The organism is Streptomyces sp. NPDC007907 (assembly GCF_042959365.1).
Taxonomy (GTDB): Bacteria; Actinomycetota; Actinomycetes; order Streptomycetales; family Streptomycetaceae; genus Streptomyces; species Streptomyces indiaensis.
This window is the reverse complement of the sequence record NZ_JBIBKR010000002.1, coordinates 860804-876753: the sequence shown is the minus strand read 5'-3', so window position 1 is coordinate 876753 and position 15950 is coordinate 860804. Positions and strand designations below refer to the sequence as shown.

Below are 15950 nucleotides of genomic sequence, written 5' to 3'. Positions count from 1 at the left end.
CCTTCTCGAACCATCACGACGTGCTGAACAGCCCCCGGCTATCCCTCTTCGTCGAAGATTGTGTGTGCGCGCCGGCGGGGCGCCGCTGACGGACCGGCACCCGAACGGGGGAGCTCGGCGGTCGACCGCATCCGGTACCGCTCCGGCGGGCGAATTCCGCACCGTCCGTACGCGCACCCCCGACGGAAGGCCTGCCGCCATGTCCACCCCGCACTGGCTCTTCGGTGATCAGCTGGGCCCGCATTTCCTCACCCCCGCCCGTGAGCATGGCCCCGACCGCGGAGCACCCGTGGTGATGATCGAGGCGAAGTCGGTCTTCCGGCGCCGGCGCTTTCACCGCGCCAAGGCCCATCTGGTGCTGTCGGCGATGCGGCACCGGGCGGCGGAGCTGGGTGAGCGGGTGACGTACGTGCGGGCGGAGACCTATCGCGAGGGTCTGCGCCGCGCGGTGGGCGACACACCGGTGACGGTGTGCCACCCCACCTCGTACGCGGCGCTGCGGCTGGTGCGTTCCCTGCCCGTGGTGCGGGTGCTGCCCGCCCGCGGCTTCCTGGTCACGCACGAGGAGTTCACCGGCTGGGCCGGAGGACTCGGCGGGCGACGGCTGCTCCAGGAGAACCTCTACCACTGGGTGCGTGAGCGGCACGACCTGCTGATGGACGCCGGCCGCCCGGCCGGGGGCCGTTTCAACCACGACCACGCCAACCGCGAGCCTCCGCCGCGCGGCGCCCGCACCCTGGACGTGCCGGGGCCGTACCGGCCGCGGGAGGACGACGTCGACGCCGGGGTGCGCGAGGACCTGGACCGGTGGGAGCGCGAGGACGGGGTGCGGTTCGTCGGCCGGGGCGGCCCCCGCCGTTTCCCCGCCACCCGGCGCGAGGCCCTGTCGGCGCTGCGCCGTTTCGTGGCGCACCGGCTGTCCTCCTTCGGGCCGTACGAGGACGCGATGCTGGCCGGTGACCCGGTGATGGCCCACAGTCTGCTGTCGTCCTCGATGAACCTGGGGCTGCTGCACCCCGCCGAGTGCGTGGAGCATGCCGAGCGCGCCTGGCGGGCGGGCGGTGTCCCGGTGAACAGCGCCGAGGGCTTCGTCCGGCAGGTCGCGGGGTGGCGGGAGTACGTCTGGCAGCTGTACTGGCATTTCGGTGAGGACTACCGGCACGGCAACGCACTCGGGCACAGACGGGCGCTGCCCGCCTACTTCAGCGAACTCGACGCGGACGCCGTCACCGCCCGCTGTCTGGCCGGCGCGCTCGCCCAGGTGCGTGACACCGGATGGACGCACCACATCCCCCGCCTGATGGTGCTGGGAAGCCACGCCCTGCAGCGCGGCTGGGACCCGGCGGCCGTCACCGACTGGTTCCACCGCTGCTTCGTCGACGGGTACGACTGGGTGATGGTGCCGAACGTGATCGGTATGTCCCAGTACGCGGACGGCGGCCGGATGACCACCAAGCCGTACACCTCCGGAGGCGCCTACATCCACCGCATGAGCGACCTGTGCGAGGGGTGCGCCTTCCGGCCCACCGTCCGCACCGGTCCGCACGCCTGCCCGTACACCGCCGGATACTGGGCCTTCCTCCACCGGCACCGTGACAGGCTGTCCGGCAATCCCCGCATGCGGCGCCCGGTGCAGGGCCTGGACCGACTCGGCGACCTCGACGACGTGCTGCGCGAGGAGCGGCACCGAGCGGAGGAGACGCCGTGACGGTCACCGTCGTGTCGCGGCCCGGTGCGCTGCGATGACGTGTCGGTCGCCTCGCGGGGCGCTCGGTGCTCCCGTAGGGTCTCGTTGCCGTGAGGGCAGGGCGCGCTGCCGGCCCTTCACGACCGGGCGGACCCAGTGACCGAGGAGCTCGCATGTCAGGACAGTTCGAGGTGACCACCGAGGTCGACCGGCCCGTCGGGGCGGTGTTCGACTACCTCGCCGACGGGCGTAACGATCCGCAGTTCAGTCCCCGTGTGCAGAGGATCGACCGGGTCCCCGAGACGCCGACGGCCGTGGGCACGGTGTTCCGCAGCACGGTCAAGGACGCCGGGGTGAAGACGGCCAGGGAGTTCCGCATCACCGAACTCGAGGCGCCGACGCGGATCCGGTGGACCGAGGTGTCGAAGAACAGCGTGTCGGTGGCTGAGGGGGGCTACGACCTGGAGCCGCTGGCCGACGGCAGGACGCGGGTCCGTCTCCACAACGTGCTGGAGGGCCGTGGACTCGGCAAGCTGCTCGTCGGCCTGGCCCTCACGGCCGCCCGCAAGGATGCTCCCGCCTTCGGGGCCCGGATCAAGGCGGCGGCCGAGGCGGCGATCCAGCCCCGCTGAGCGTCGGGAGCCACAGCGCCCGGCTGTCACGGCCGCTGGGCGGGGCAGCTGGTGCCCCGTGGTGGGACCGTCAGGTCGGTGAGGTAGCTGTCCACGGCGTCCTGCATGCACGGGCCGCTGGTGACGCTGCCGTGGCCGTGACCCTCATAGGTGAGGAGCACGCCGCTGCGGCCGAGCTGCCGGGCCACCGAGACCGCCCACGGGTAGCCGGTGGCGGGGTCGTGCAGCGCGTTGGAGACGAGGACGGGTGGGACCCCGGGTGCCTCCAGGCGGTGCTGCGGGTTGGCGGTCGGCGCGCCCAGACACGCCGCCACCATGTGCACCGGCAGCAGAGTGGGCAGGTCGGGCGCGGTCCTGTCCATCATGGCGACCAGCGACGCGTAGGTCGTGAAGTCGCGCACCGGCAGGTGCCAGTCCGAGCAGAAGACCGGGGTGGCCGCAGGCAGCGGCGCCGATGAGGTGGGCGCCGCGGGCAGCGGCTTGCTCGCGTGCATCCTGGCGATCACCGCGGCAAGGCCGGGGTGGTCGGCCTCGTAGAACTTCCGGAACGCGATCTTGTTGACCAGATCCGGCGACGACAGCGGCCTGCCGGGCCTCGCCGGGTCCTCCAACTCGCCATGCAGCGCGCGGTCCAGCAGGGTTCGCCAGACGGCGCGGACGTCGCGGCCGTGCAGTGCGCAGTCAGCGGTGCGGTCGCACCACTTCACGAACTCCTGGAAGGAATCCTCAGCGGAAGCTGCCTCGGCCCGCAGGAAGTCACGGGTGGCCGCGACGCTGTGGTCCATGACGCTCTCCAGAACCATCGCCCGCACGCGCCGCGGATGGGTCTCGGCGTACTGTGCCCCGAGGACCGTGCCGTACGAGCTGCCGTGGAAGGTCAGCTTCCGTTCGCCGAGGGCGGCGCGCAGGGCGTCGACGTCCCGAACGGTCTGAGCGGTGTCGAGGTGGTCGAACACCGGGCCGGTACGGGCCCGGCAGTCGGCACGCAGCCGCCTGTTGTACGCCAGGGTGGCGTCGAAGTCCGCCTGGCTCGTGAGCTGCGGCGACGGCCGCTGCGCGAGCAGCTCGGCGGAACACGTCACCGGGCTGCTGCCGCCCACGCCGCGCGGGTCGAAGCTGACGATGTCGAATCTGCGGCGGACCTCAGGGCTGAACCGGCTGACACGGTCCACCACCATCCTCACACCCGAGTCGCCCGGTCCGCCGGGGCCGAACACCAGCGAGCCGACGCGTGCGCCGGGGTCGGTGGCCTTGCGGCGCGCCACGGCCAGGTCGAGTCCCGGCCCGCCCGGGTCGGCCCAGTCGACCGGTACCTTGAGAGTGGCGCACTCGGCTCCCGGCTGCGCCGAGTCGTCACACGGAGCCCAGTGCAGGTCTCCTGGGGCGGGCGGCGACGCGTGGACCGCGGGAGCGGTGGCGAGGCCCGTGATGACCGCCATGGCCGCTCCCACGACCGTGGCTGTGCAGCGCGCCGCCGTACGGCGCAGCGTGTTGGTACCCCTTGACGGCATGGCTCCTCCTCGTGGAGCTCGTGGAGAGAGTGCTCGTGTCGTACGTGCGGACCCGGCCGGCGCACCGTCGTCACGGTAGATGCCCCGTCGCCGCCGTGGAGCTCCGGTCAGGGTCTTCTCCGGGACAGGTCGGGGACGGCTCAGGGGCGATCGGCGCGCGGGAGACGCTCACTTGGGTGCTCGGCCCGGCCGGGCGGATGTCGTACTGATGATCTAGAGTCGCCCTACTTCTGGGGAGGGGATGACGCATGGTGCGTAAGGGTCGTCGGGTCGTGTGGTGCGCTGTCGCGGTGCTGGCGTTGGCAGGCTGTGGGCGGGCGGACGTGCCGTCGGAGCGGCAGCCCGCGTTCGAGGGGGTGGAGGATCTGCCGGAGAAGCTGGGTGCGGACGGCACCACCATCACGGTCGGTGATCCCGACACGAAGGTGAAGGTGCACCTGTACGAAGACCCGCGCTGCCCCTACTGCGGGCAGTTCGAAACCTCGGGCGGCGGGCCCCGGTTGCGCAAGGCGGTCATCGACCGTCACGCGACGGTGCAGTACACCCTGGCCTCCTTCCTCGACGACCGGGTCGGCGGCAGCGGCTCGAAGAAGGCGGTCAACGCGCTGCGCGCGGCGCTGAAGGAGGGCAAGTTCGTGGAGTACCACGAGGTGCTCTACCTCAACCAGCCCGAAGAGAGCGAGGACGGCTACACCGACGCCTACCTGCTGAAGCTGGCCGGCCAGGTGGAGGGCCTGCGCAGCAGGGCCTTCGACTCGGCCGTGAAGTCCATGAAGTACCGCGCCTTCGTGGCCGCTTCGCAGAAGGCCTACGAGCGGGCCGGAGGGGCGGCGGAGCCCGAGGGGCCCGGCACGCCCACCGCGGTGATCAACGACAAGCGGATCCCGATGGAAACCAACGGCGTCCTGCTGGACGGCACGCTCTTCGCCCAACTCCTGGACCAGATCCACGCCAACCCCTGGGAATGGGAGTCCACCACGCTCTGAGCCCGGCAGGCCGTGCCGTTCACAGGTGACCGCCGTCCCTGGAGTAGCCGTCGTCGTCATGCCGCAGAGCGTGGGCCCTCCACCGTTCGTCGACGGTGCAGGGCTCCTTCGGCAAGGGTGCCTGTTTCGGCAGACGTCGCTTGCCGAGTTCCTGGACCGGGCGGGGCTGTCCGTGCAGGACGTCTCATCGTTCAAGCCGCGGGACGTGAGCAGTCTCCGGAGGGCAAGCCTCTCGTGACGTATCCGGGACACGCGGTGCGCCGGGCCTGAGTCACGCTCCCGACCCCGGACCGGCCGTCCGGGCGAAGCACCATCGACGTTGCCGGTCAGGGGTGCGTCGTCGCGACCTTCAGGCCGAAGCCGATCAGGACGACGCCGGTGACGCGGTCCATGGCCCGGCGCACGGGGGGCTTTTGGAGGACGACGCGCGCCCTGGCCAGCAGCATCACGTAGCCGCCGAGCCACCCGGCGGTCAACGCCGCGTGGACGAGGACCAGCATGGCCATACCGGTGTGCGGGGAGAGCCCGGTCGGGGCCAGCGTCGGGAGCAGACCGGTGTAGAAGACGGCGATCTTGGGGTTGAAGACGTTGGTGACCAGGCCGGTCCGCCAGGGGTTGCCCGCGGGGGCGCCGGGGAGGGTGCCGGTCACCTGCACCCGGGCACGTCGGCTGGTCAGCAGCGCCTGGACGCCGAGGAAGACCAGGTAGGCGGCTCCTGCCAGTTTGATCACCGTGTAGCCGGTGGCCGAGGCGGCCAGCACCGCGGCGAGGCCCACGACCGTGAGAAGGCCCCAGATCATCAGCCCCAGGGTGATGCCGCCGGCCGTCCGCAGCCCGTCCTGCCACCCGGAAGCGACCGCCCGCTTCGTCACGACGGCCATGTCCGGCTCGGGCACCATGGTCAGCACGGCGAGGACGCCGGCCGCCGTGAGGAACTGAATGAGCATGCCCTCAGTCTCACACCACCTCGCGTGCGGCTGGATCCCCTCCGCGGAAGTGATCTCACAGGAGAGCGCAAGCGCCTGAGTACGTGTACTCAAACCGTCCGAGCTGTCCTCCCCTGCTCCCCACGGGCTGCTCATAGCCACACTGGACCGCCCTTGTCTCCCTACGAAGAGGTTCAGATGGCCCGCGCCCTCACTCTGCGTTCCGCCACTCCCGGCGACATGCCCTGGATTCATGAACTGCGGCACCGCGTCTACGCGGAGGAGTTGGGCCAGCACGCACCCAATGCGCAAGGGCGGCTGGTCGACGGCCTGGACGGCGACAACGTATACCTGGTCGCGGCGCGGGGTGCGGAACGCGTCGGATTCGTGAGCGTGACGCCCCCCTGGGTCGGCCGGTACGGGCTGGACAAGTACCTGACCCGCGCGGAGCTGCCGCTCCTCGACGAGGCCGACGTCTTCGAGGTCCGCCTGCTCACCGTCGAACCCCACGCCCGGTCCGGAGCGGCGGGCGGGCTGCTGATGTACGCGGCGCTGCGCTGGATCGCGTCCCGGGGCGGGCGGCGGGTGGTGGCGATGGGCCGCGCCGATCTGATCGGCATGTACCGGGCGGCGGGTCTGCGTCCCGTCGGCCGTACCGTCCGCAGCGGGGCGGTCGCATTCGACGTGCTCACCGCTGACGTGGCGGAGCTGTCGCGGGGCGCGGCGGGTCGGCATGCGGCGACCGTGGCCCGGTTGGCGGCCGGGGTGGACTGGCGGCTGGACGCGCCGTTCGCGCCCCGGCCGGACGGCTGCGAGCACGGTGGGGCCTCGTTCACCGCGATCGGCGCGGACTTCCGCACGCTCGAGAGGCGTCACGAAGTGGTCGCGGCCGACGTGCTCGACGCCTGGTTCCCGCCGGCTCCCGGGGTACGCGCGGTGCTCGCCGAGGACGCCGGGTGGCTCGCCCGCACCTCACCGCCGACCGGTGCGGAGGGCTTGCTCGCCGAGCTCGCCGCGGTCCGCGGCCTGCCCCCGGAGACGCTCGCGGTCGGCGCCGGCTCCTCCGACCTGATCTTCCGGGCCTTCGGCCGGTGGCTGACGCCGACGAGCCGAGTCCTGCTGCTGGACCCGGGGTACGGCGAGTACGCCCATGTCACGGAGCGGGTGATCGGCTGCCGCGTGGACCGGTTCCGGCTGCGGCCCGAGGAGGGCTGGCGCATCGACCCGGCCAGGTTGTCGGCGGTCACGGCCGACGGGTCGTACGACCTGGTCGTCGTGGTCAACCCGAACAATCCGACCGGCCGCCACGCACCGGCCGCGGAGCTGCGTGCGGTCATCAGCGCGGCCCCGGAACGGACCCGGTGGTGGGTCGACGAGGCGTACCTCGGCTACGTGGATCCCGCCGAGTCGCTCGCCCCGTTCGCCGCGAGGGACCCGCGCGTGGTGGTCTGCACCTCGATGTCGAAGACGTACGCCCTGTCCGGTGTGCGGGCCGCATATCTGGTCGCCGAGGCGGACACGGCTGCGGAGCTGCGCCGGTGGACCCCGCCGTGGGCGGTCGGGCTGCCGGCTCAGCTCGCGGCCGTGGCGGCCTTGCGCGACCCGGCGTACTACACCGGCGTGCTGCGGCGTACGCACGAGCTGCGGCGTCGGCTCGCCGCCGACCTGGCCGCGGTCGACGCCTCGGTCACGGTCGGGGAGTCGGTGGCCAACTTCCTGACGCTGACCCTGCCGCAGGGCGGGGCGAGCGCCGCGTCCCTGGTCGCGGAGTGCCGGCGTCACGGTGTGTTCCTGCGGGACCTGTCACCGCTGTCGTCGTCGTACGAGGGTCGCACCGTGCGTGTGGCGGTCCGTGACACCGGCGAGAACGCCCGCATCGTGGACGCCTACCGGGCCGCGCTCGGTGAACTGCACGCGGACTCCCCCGCTTTGTCGGGTGCCGGGGCGGCACGGTGACCTCGGTGGCCGCGCTGGCTCCATGGCTGGGCGGAGCGTTGCTGGTGAGCGGTGTGCTCGTGGGGGCGTCGCGACGACGGGAGTTGGTCGTCCGGTGGTGTGCGTGGGCGGTGGGTGTGCCGGTGGTGACGGCCGCGTTCTGGTGGGGCCGGCCCGGGATCGCCCTGCTCGCCGGGGCTGTCGCGGTGGTGGCCGTGTGGGAGTTCGGCGCGCTGACCCGGCTGCCTCGTTCCGACCGGGTGGTGCTCGCGGCAGGTGTGACAGGGTTGGTCGTCGCCGCGGTGTCGGTGCCGGACCAGCTCTGGCGGGTGGGTGGGGTCGTGGCCCTGGCTTTGGTTGCCCTGCCGCTGGTGAGCGGTGATGCCGAGGACGGCTTGCGGCGGCTCGGCACCGGTCTGCTCGGCTTGGTGTGGCTGGGTGTGCTGGCCGGGTTGGCGCCGCTGGGGACGCTCGGTCTGGCGGTGTTCGCCGCGGTGTCGGTCGCCGACGTGGTGGCGTACTTCGCCGGACCTCGCCTGGGCGGTCCCCGGTTGTCGCCGCTGTCCCCGGCGAAGCGGTGGAGCGGAACGCTGTGCGGCGCGGCGGCGGGTCTGGCCGTCCTCGCGCTGCTGTCGGCGTGGAGCTGGCCGGCCGCGGTGGCGGTGGCCGTCGGCGGGCCGGTGGGCGACCTGGTGGAGTCCCTGGTCAAACGCGGTGCCGGGGTCAAGGACTCGGGCCGGTGGCTGGCAGGGGCCGGGGGGCTGCTGGACCGGATCGACTCGCTCGTGGGGGCGTTGGCGGTGGTCGTGGTGCTGGGGTGAGCGGGCCGGCGTGTACGGACCGGGCCGCGCGCCCGTAGCCGATCCCGGACCTGGGCTGCTGCCCCCCGGGGCTCACGCTGCTCTGGCGTTGTCCAGCTTAAGCGCCGCGCGCAGCCAGTCGTCCGCGGAGCCCGGGGTCGGCTGCGGGCTGCTGCCCGGCGGGGTCAGGACGACGGCGGCCAGTTCCCAGTACTGGTTCAGGCGCGCTTCGGCGGAGAGGCGGGCGGCCAGCGAGCGGCGGAACTGCTGGGTGTCGCGGCTGCGGTACGCGCTCGCGTACGCGGCGACGTAGGCGTCCAGGGCCTCGCCCGGCTGCGGGGCACGTGCCCGGCGCAGATGGGGAGTTGCGAGTTCGAAGGCCTCGATGAGGCCCGCGTACAGCACGACGGCGCCGTCGGCCCCCGCCACTCGGTGCACCTCCGGTTGGGGCTGCCGGCCGTCCGGGCAGGGCGCGGTCGTCATCGCGTGCAGCCGGGCGAAGGCCAGTACCTGAGAGGGGTGCGGCTCGTCCGGCGGCTGAGGGACGGCCGCCTCCAGGAATGCCGTGGTGGCCCGGCGCGGCATACGCGGTGGCAGCCAGGCACGCCAGAACCTGGCCAGGGGTGCGGTGCTCGGCGGGGTGTTCAACGCACTGAGCAGCCGCAACCGACCGGCGCGCCGGCCCGGCGGGCAGTCGCGCACCAGTTGGAGTGCTGCCTCGCGCCAGCGCAGGGTCTTCAGTTCGCTGCCTAGCTCGCTCAGACGGCTGTCGAGGGCACTCTCCAGCGCACGGCCGGCTGCCTCCTCGTCGTCCAGGACGCGGCGTATCTCGGGCAGGGGCAGGTCGAGGGAGCGCAGGGAACGGATCAGCTGCAGACGTTCCAGGGCCGGGGGGCCGTAGCGGCGGTGCCCGCCACTGCTGCGCGCGGCCTCCGGGAGCAGGCCTTGGTCGGAGTAGAAGCGGACGGTCTTCACGGTGGCACCGGCGCGCTCGGCGAGCTCCCCGATGCTCCACAACAGCTCATGAGCAGTGGACAGTTGAACCTCCCTTTAGGGGAGTTCCTACGGTACCGGGACGCGGGCCGGGGCAGACGCCGTGGTCCGCGGACGATGACGTACGCGACCGGCGCGCGTCACGAGACCAGTCCGGGGAGGACTTTGTGCACGTGTTCATCATGGTGGCGGGTGCGTTCACCGGGACCCATGTCTGGCAGGAGACGGCCGCGCGGCTGGTCGCGGCGGGCGGCACGGCACAGGTGGTGCCGCTGACGGACCTCGACCCGGACCGGTCCGCCACGGCGCCGCACGTCGGTCTGGAGACGCACATCGAGGACGTGCTCGCGGCGATCGACGCGGTGGACGCGACGTCCGGGCGGCAGATCGTGCTCGTCGGTCACGACTACGGGATCCACCCGGTGCTCGGCGCCGCCGACCGGCGTGCGGAGCGCATCGCGCGGGTCGTCTGTCTGGACAGCGGGATGCCGCAGAACGGTGTTCCGGCGCTGGCCGCCGTGCCGGACCAAGTGCTGCGTGCGCAGCTCGCCGAACGGGCCGAGGCAGGTGAGCGCGAGGGGGTGCTGGCGCCACCGGCCCTTGAGGAGTGGGAACGCTGGGGCAGCACCGATGGCGTCGGTGAGGCGGACCTGGCGCGGCTGACCGCCCTGGCGGTCCCGCAGCCGCTGGGCACCCTGTTCCAGCCACTGCGGCTGACCGGAGCGGTGGCAGCGATTCCCGTCACCGGCGTGCTGTGTACCCGCAACGGTGCCAGCATCGACATGCTGCAAAGGCTCGTCGACTTCGGCGATCCCGCGCTGGCCGTCCTGACGCAACCTCAGGTCACCTTCTTCGAGCTGCCCACCGGGCACTGGCCGATGTTGTCCTGTCCTGGCGCGCTGGCGGAGGTGCTGTTGCAGGCCGCTGCCGGTGATGGGCACCGTCTGCGGCCGGCCGGCGACGACGCGTCGACGCCCGCCCATCTGCGTCCGTTCCCCGTGGATGTACCCGAACTGCCGCGCGACCGCCAGGGTCCTGTCGATCTGTACGTCCCCGAGGGCGAGGGCCCGCGACCGGCCGTGGTGTTCGTGCACGGCGGGCCGGTGCCCGAGGGAGCCCGGCCGAGCCCGCGCGAGTGGCCGACCCTGATGGGACACGCCCGCCTGGCCGCCGCCGAGGGCATGGTCGGCGTGAGCCTCGAGCACGGTCTCCACGACGTCGCGGACTACGAGCGTGCCGCCGCGGACATCGCCGCCGGGGTGGACAGGGTGCGGGCCGACCCCCGGGTGGACCCCGACCGGGTCGCCCTGTGGTTCTTCTCCGGCAGCGGCCCCCTCACCGCGGACTGGCTGGCACAGCCGCCCGCCTGGCTGCGCTGCCTGGCCGCCTCCTACCCCGTCCTGGCTCCCCTTCCCGCCTGGGGCATGGCCGGCAGCCGCTTCCATCCCGCCAGGGCGATCCGACAGGCCGGGTCTCTGCCCGTCGTCGTCCTCCGTGCCGGGCTGGAGTCACCCGAGATCGCCGCGACCGTCGACGCGTTCGTGACCGCGGCCGACGAGTGCGCGGCGCGGCTCGAACTGGTCGACGTGCCCAACGGCCACCACGGGTTCGAAACCATCGACCCACCGGAGGAGACGGTCCCTGCCGTGCGCCGGGTGATGCGCTCAGTGGTCACCCACCTGACCGGGTGACTCCTCCGGTCACGGCGGCGGACTCAGCGCCGTGACGGAAGGCGATGCGGCGGGCCTGCTGCGGTTCTCCCCCCGCAACCGTGGCGGCGCTGGCACCACCTCATGCAGGGGGCGGACACCATTCTGCCGCCGGAGCGTGACTTCGATACTGAGCACCATGACCCATTCACTGGTGCTTCCGGCAGGCCCGCCCACGCGAGGAGAACGACAGAGGAAGAACAAGGGGAGTGACTTCTCCGCATTGTCACGGCGCATAGCCGAGGCCGGGCTTCTCCGGCGCCGTCCGCTGTATTACACGGTCCGTTTCGGACTGGTCGCCCTCGCACTCGCCGGGTGCGTCGGCGCGTTCATCGCACTGGGGGACACCTGGGGCCAGCTGTTCGTCGCCGTCGCCCTGGCCGTGGTCTTCGGCCAGCTCGGACTGGCCGCCCACGACCTCGCTCACCGGCAGGTCTTCTCCGGTCGGCGGTCCAGTGAGGCGGGGGGACTGCTGGTCGCCGACCTGTTGCTGGGCATGAGCTACGGGTGGTGGATGAACAAGCACACCCGGCACCACGCGAACCCCAACCACGAGGGAAAGGACCCGGACGTCTCGCCGGACATCCTCGTCTGGTCGCGTCGGCAGGCGCGCACCGCCCGGGGTCTGCCGCGTTTCATCGGAAAGCACCAAGCCGTGCTGTTCTTCCCGCTGTTGACCCTGGAAGGGCTGAACCTGAGCTTCAGCAGCTTCCGGTCCCTGAAAAGTCCGTCGATGAAAAAGCCGGCACTGGAAGGCTCCCTGCTGGTGGCGCATTTCGTGGTGTACTTCGGGGGACTGTTCACCGTCCTCTCCCCCGCCAAGGCGCTTCTCTTCCTCGCCGTCCACCAAGGCCTGTTCGGGATCTACCTCGGTTCGGTGTTCGCACCCAACCACAAGGGGATGCCGATGATCGAGGAGGGGACCTCGCTGGACTTCCTGCGCCGCCAGGTCCTCACCTCACGCAACGTCCGGGGTGGCGCACTGGTCGACGCCTTCATGGGCGGGCTCAACTACCAGATCGAGCACCACCTCTTCCCGAGCATGCCGACACCCGCGCTCGCCGGGGCCCAGGTCATCACCGAGCGGTACTGCGCGGAGTTGGGCATCCCCTACCACCAGACCGGGCTGATCGCCTCGCACCGGGAGGCGCTGCGTCACCTCAGGAGCGTCGGCGAGCCGCTGCGTGCCCGGGCAGACGGCTGAACCGGTCTCCTCGGCCGCATGGGCAGGCACCATCAGGGGCGCGTACGGCCCGATGTCACTCCGCCGCTTCACCTCGGCGGCGGGCCCGCGCCCGTTCACCCGCACCCCGTGCCTTGCCCATGAGCCGGTCCCGACCCCACGACAGCAGGAAGGCCAGGGGCGTGACGAGGAGACCGAGCAGCAGTGCCTGGTCCCAGTCCATGCCGTCTCTTCGATAGCGCAGCATCAATACGATCAGGGCGTAGGCCAGCACGACGAACAGGGCGATCTTCAACGGTTTGGGCACTGTCATGAGCCCTCAAGTGCCCTGCTTCCTCAGGGACACGGCGGAATCTCGCCCCTCACTTCTCCCCCCGAGGCCCGTCGGCAGCCGAAGCCAGGTGTCAGACCGGGCGGATCGCGCCCTTGATCGCCGCCTGGCCGGCGAAGAACACCGACTCCTCACAGATGAGCGCTCCCGGACCCGGGGCGTGGATCATCATGCCGTCGCCGCTCCAGATGCCGACGTGACTGAGGTCGTCATGGAAGAAGACCAGGTCGCCGACCTGGACATCGGCGAGCGAGACCTGCACTCCGGCCCCCCACTGGGCCTGGGTGCTCCGGGGAAGCATGACACCGACAGCCTTCCACGCGGCCTGCGTGAGCCCGGGGGCGTCGTACGAGCCGGGCCCGACCGCACCCCACACGCAGGGCCGACCGATCTGCGCCCGGGCGAAGACGATGACCCGCTCGGCCTGTGTGCTGTGGCCGCCGGCCGGCACCGGCCAGGAACCGGCGAAGTCGCCCGGTGTGTAGGTGGTGGAGGGCGGTTGGTGCGCGGCGAGGCTTTCCGGGGCGGGCGGGGCGGCGGCAACTGCCAGTGCGGCAGGGGCGGATGCAGTGACCGGCTCTGTGGCCGCCTCCGCCAGGGCGGTCGCCGCCGGCCACGGTGCCGGGATGTCGGGCAAGCCCACCTCACTGTAGGGGGCGGTCACTTCGACCGAACGACCGTCGCTGTAGAAGGCGGTGGGGTCGAGTGACGGAGACGCGGCGTACGGCGCGGTGAGCTGTGGGCCGGACTCCCAGGCGGGCCCGGGTGCGGGCGCTGCCGGTACGGGCGTTGGTGCGGGCTCGTACAGCGACCACGGCGCCCCATCGCCGTCGAAGGCCGACGGTGCCTCGGCTGCCGGTGCGCTTGCGACCGGCCGGAGCTCGCCCTCCGCAGCCTCTGCGGTACGCGGGCCGGGGAGCTCGGGGAGGAGTTCGGTGGCCGGGGCCGGGGCCGGGACCGATCCGGCGGTCAGCTCCAGCGCACCACCGGTGGACGCCTTGGGTGCTTCGAGGGCGCGGAGTTCCTCGGGACGCTCAGCGGGGCGCACGGGACGTGCTTTCTGGGGCGCGCGGTCGGGGCGGACCGGCGCCTTTCGCTGCGCGTGCCAGGCCGGCACGGACGGGCCGAACTTGGCGCGGGCGGCGTCGAACCACTGGCGGGCGAAGCTTCCGACCGCCGGCTCCATCTCGTCCTCGGACCGGCTTTGGACGGCCGCGCCCCGTTGACGCGGGATCGCGAGGGCGCGGGTCGCGTTGAAGGTGCCCGTATCGCTCTCGGCCCGGTCGTAGAGGTTGTTGACCCGCCGCCGGACCTCCTCGGGGCTCGGCGCCTCGCTCTCACTGGCCAACGCGGGCACCAGCCAAGGGGGTCACTCCGGGGAGCGGGGTTCGTTCCAGCGCCATGGAGAGGCACTCCTTCCGTCCGAGAGCGCACGAGAACCACCCGTCCATCGGCAGAAGTCGTGCAGGCGGTAACCAACTTAACCAACTTGTGAGCCTTCCGTGAAGATCGAAGTCGTGAATGCCCTATATGCTTCTGTGACCTTCACCCCTCCCGCCGCGCCACCGAGACGTTCTGTAACCGCCCTGGAGCCTGCGCGTGACGCCCTATCGGCGTTCGAGGAAGCTCGCCATGGTCAACAGCAGCAGCATGGTGCCGGAGAACGCGCCGGCACCGACCAACACGGCGTGTGCGGGCGTCGCACCGTCGAGCCGGGCGAGCAGACCACCACCCAGGCCCACGACGACTGCGAGTTGCAGCATCAGTGCCAGCCAGATCATCCGGGTGCCGGACATGTGGAAGACCCCCCCTTGAATCGACGCGGCCACAACAGGCGCGCCCCCAGGAAACGGGGGAACCGCCGGCGCGATCCATGGAACAGGGACGACTCCGGTCTCTTCCGCACGAAGACCTCGGACATGGGACACCATGGGACACGATGAGTCAGGCGTCGGACAGGATGGGAAGGTGCGGGACGTGACTTCACCGTCGGCGGCGGGAGGCGCCGCCCGGCCGGACCTGCGACCGGATCCGGAGACCGTCACCAGCGTATCCGAACTCGGTTACCAATTACGCCTGTTACGCCTCGCGGCAGGTGCGCCCACTCTCCGCCGGATGGAGGCCTCGGCGGCTGAAGGTGGCACGTCCCTCCCCCGCAGCACCATCAGCAACGCCATGTCCGGCAGGCATCTGCCCGCCCTGAGCACCGTCTTGGCGTTCGTGTCGGTCTGCGGATGTCCCGCACATGAGATCAGCCGGTGGCGGGCGGCTTGGCAGCGTGCGTACGCCGATCGCTACATGCATCCTTGGGACCCGGTGCGGTCAGCCCCTCACGTCACGGCAGCCCCTCCGGGCGACGGCGGTGCGGAGACGGCGGACGAGGTGGATGCGGAGGCGACGGACGGTGTCCTCGCCGCGCGGATCGCTTCCCTCCCCCTCGTCCAGTCCGCCGAGCGGCTCACGGCGCTGGGCCCCCACCGGGCCGCAGCGATTCTCACTGCTCTGGGCGCGGGCCCGGCGTCCGCGCGGATGGCCCTGATGCCGCACGAGCAGACCAGAACGATCCTGGTGGTGATGACGCCGGACGTGGCCGCGGAGTGCATGGCGCGGTGGAACGAGGAGAGGGTCCTCTCCCTGGTGTCGGACATGGCCGAGGACGCTGCGGCTGCCCGGATGACCGAACTGCCCCAGGCGACCGCCGCCGGTCTTCTGATCCGGATGACGGCGTCCAAGCGCAACACGATCCTGACGTTCCTGGCCCCGCACCTGGTCAGCCGGCTGCTGGCTGAGCTGAGCGACGACGACGCACTCGAACTGCTGCGGACGATGGACGTGCGGATGGCCGCCCGCGTGTGGTCGGACCGACTCCTCAGGCTCCTGCTCGCCTGCGCCGACACCGCGTGGGCGGTCGATGTGCTGAACGCGAAGGACCCCGGCAGCCTGTTCCCCATGCTGGAACGCGCGACCGACGAAGAGCGTTTCGCCACGTTCCGCATGGTCGACCCCGTGCAGCGGGGCGAACTGATCCGTTTCATCGAACCCGACGAGCCACGCTACTGGGGCTGGATGAAGGCGATCGGCAAGGACAGTGTGACCGAAGCCATCGAAGCACTGGAACCCGCCCACGCCGCTGACGTGCTCGCGCTCGCCCGACGGACGTGGGGGTCGTCGTTCCCCGACCCACGGCAGCAGACCCAGGCCTGATCGAGGCGGCCCCACCGCCACTTCCCCACCGGGGCGTTGCAGCACGGCCCCGG

General features: G+C 71.8%; 14 protein-coding genes. 8 read left to right on the top strand and 6 right to left on the bottom strand.

The annotated features are described in order from the left end of the window. Window positions 1-199 precede the first annotated feature (199 nt). Window positions 200-1708: a cryptochrome/photolyase family protein gene (locus tag ACFZDI_RS10115; RefSeq protein WP_391249142.1), complete on the top strand. Its 1509-nt coding sequence runs from the start codon at window positions 200-202 to the stop codon at window positions 1706-1708. Window positions 1709-1860: 152 nt separating this feature from the next. After that, entirely contained in the window at window positions 1861-2319 is a 459-nt protein-coding gene (locus tag ACFZDI_RS10110; protein ID WP_391249140.1) for an SRPBCC family protein, read from the top strand. Window positions 2320-2345: 26 nt separating this feature from the next. Here ACFZDI_RS10110 and ACFZDI_RS10105 read toward each other — a convergent pair whose 3' ends face one another. Continuing rightward, on the bottom strand, window positions 2346-3830 hold the full coding sequence (locus ACFZDI_RS10105) for an alpha/beta fold hydrolase (protein WP_391249138.1): 1485 nt from the start codon (window positions 3828-3830) through the stop codon (window positions 2346-2348). A 290-nt stretch (window positions 3831-4120) separates the two neighbouring features. Here ACFZDI_RS10105 and ACFZDI_RS10100 point away from each other — a divergent pair, with 290 nt between their 5' ends. Continuing rightward, window positions 4121-4816 carry a thioredoxin domain-containing protein gene (locus tag ACFZDI_RS10100; protein WP_391249136.1) on the top strand — a complete coding sequence of 232 codons (696 nt, stop codon included), beginning with the start codon at window positions 4121-4123 and terminating at the stop codon, window positions 4814-4816. 326 nt (window positions 4817-5142) lie between these two features. Here ACFZDI_RS10100 and ACFZDI_RS10095 read toward each other — a convergent pair whose 3' ends face one another. Beyond that, a complete protein-coding gene (locus ACFZDI_RS10095) occupies window positions 5143-5763 on the bottom strand; it encodes a LysE family transporter (RefSeq protein WP_391249134.1) in 621 nt (206 codons plus the stop codon). A gap of 177 nt (window positions 5764-5940) precedes the next feature. On the opposite strand from ACFZDI_RS10095, the gene ACFZDI_RS10090 reads away from it, so the two are divergent. Further along, a complete protein-coding gene (locus tag ACFZDI_RS10090; RefSeq protein WP_391249131.1) occupies window positions 5941-7698 on the top strand; it encodes an aminotransferase class I/II-fold pyridoxal phosphate-dependent enzyme in 1758 nt (585 codons plus the stop codon). Continuing rightward, window positions 7695-8498 (top strand): phosphatidate cytidylyltransferase, encoded by an 804-nt coding sequence (locus ACFZDI_RS10085; RefSeq protein ID WP_234750105.1) that lies wholly within the window; start codon window positions 7695-7697, stop codon window positions 8496-8498. Before ACFZDI_RS10090 ends, ACFZDI_RS10085 begins: the two co-directional genes overlap by 4 nt. 72 nt (window positions 8499-8570) lie before the next feature. On the opposite strand, the gene ACFZDI_RS10080 is transcribed toward ACFZDI_RS10085, so the two are convergent. Further along, window positions 8571-9515 carry a MerR family transcriptional regulator gene (locus tag ACFZDI_RS10080; RefSeq protein WP_391249537.1) on the bottom strand — a complete coding sequence of 315 codons (945 nt, stop codon included), beginning with the start codon at window positions 9513-9515 and terminating at the stop codon, window positions 8571-8573. A gap of 122 nt (window positions 9516-9637) precedes the next feature. Here ACFZDI_RS10080 and ACFZDI_RS10075 point away from each other — a divergent pair, with 122 nt between their 5' ends. Continuing rightward, window positions 9638-11161 (top strand): alpha/beta hydrolase, encoded by a 1524-nt coding sequence (locus ACFZDI_RS10075; protein ID WP_391249130.1) that lies wholly within the window; start codon window positions 9638-9640, stop codon window positions 11159-11161. Between the two features lie 157 nt (window positions 11162-11318). After that, the gene (locus ACFZDI_RS10070; protein WP_391249128.1) at window positions 11319-12383 is read left to right on the top strand and encodes a fatty acid desaturase; all 1065 of its coding nucleotides are present in this window, start codon (window positions 11319-11321) and stop codon (window positions 12381-12383) included. A 55-nt stretch (window positions 12384-12438) separates the two neighbouring features. On the opposite strand, the gene ACFZDI_RS10065 is transcribed toward ACFZDI_RS10070, so the two are convergent. The 3 genes from ACFZDI_RS10065 to ACFZDI_RS10055 form a co-directional block, all read right to left on the bottom strand. Then, window positions 12439-12675 (bottom strand): hypothetical protein, encoded by a 237-nt coding sequence (locus tag ACFZDI_RS10065; protein WP_234750102.1) that lies wholly within the window; start codon window positions 12673-12675, stop codon window positions 12439-12441. A gap of 91 nt (window positions 12676-12766) precedes the next feature. After that, window positions 12767-14041 (bottom strand): NlpC/P60 family protein, encoded by a 1275-nt coding sequence (locus ACFZDI_RS10060; RefSeq protein ID WP_391249126.1) that lies wholly within the window; start codon window positions 14039-14041, stop codon window positions 12767-12769. Between the two features lie 259 nt (window positions 14042-14300). Continuing rightward, window positions 14301-14489 (bottom strand): hypothetical protein, encoded by a 189-nt coding sequence (locus ACFZDI_RS10055; RefSeq protein ID WP_234750266.1) that lies wholly within the window; start codon window positions 14487-14489, stop codon window positions 14301-14303. 181 nt (window positions 14490-14670) lie between these two features. Here ACFZDI_RS10055 and ACFZDI_RS10050 point away from each other — a divergent pair, with 181 nt between their 5' ends. After that, window positions 14671-15897 (top strand): magnesium transporter MgtE N-terminal domain-containing protein, encoded by a 1227-nt coding sequence (locus tag ACFZDI_RS10050; RefSeq protein ID WP_391249124.1) that lies wholly within the window; start codon window positions 14671-14673, stop codon window positions 15895-15897. Window positions 15898-15950: the final 53 nt, after the last annotated feature.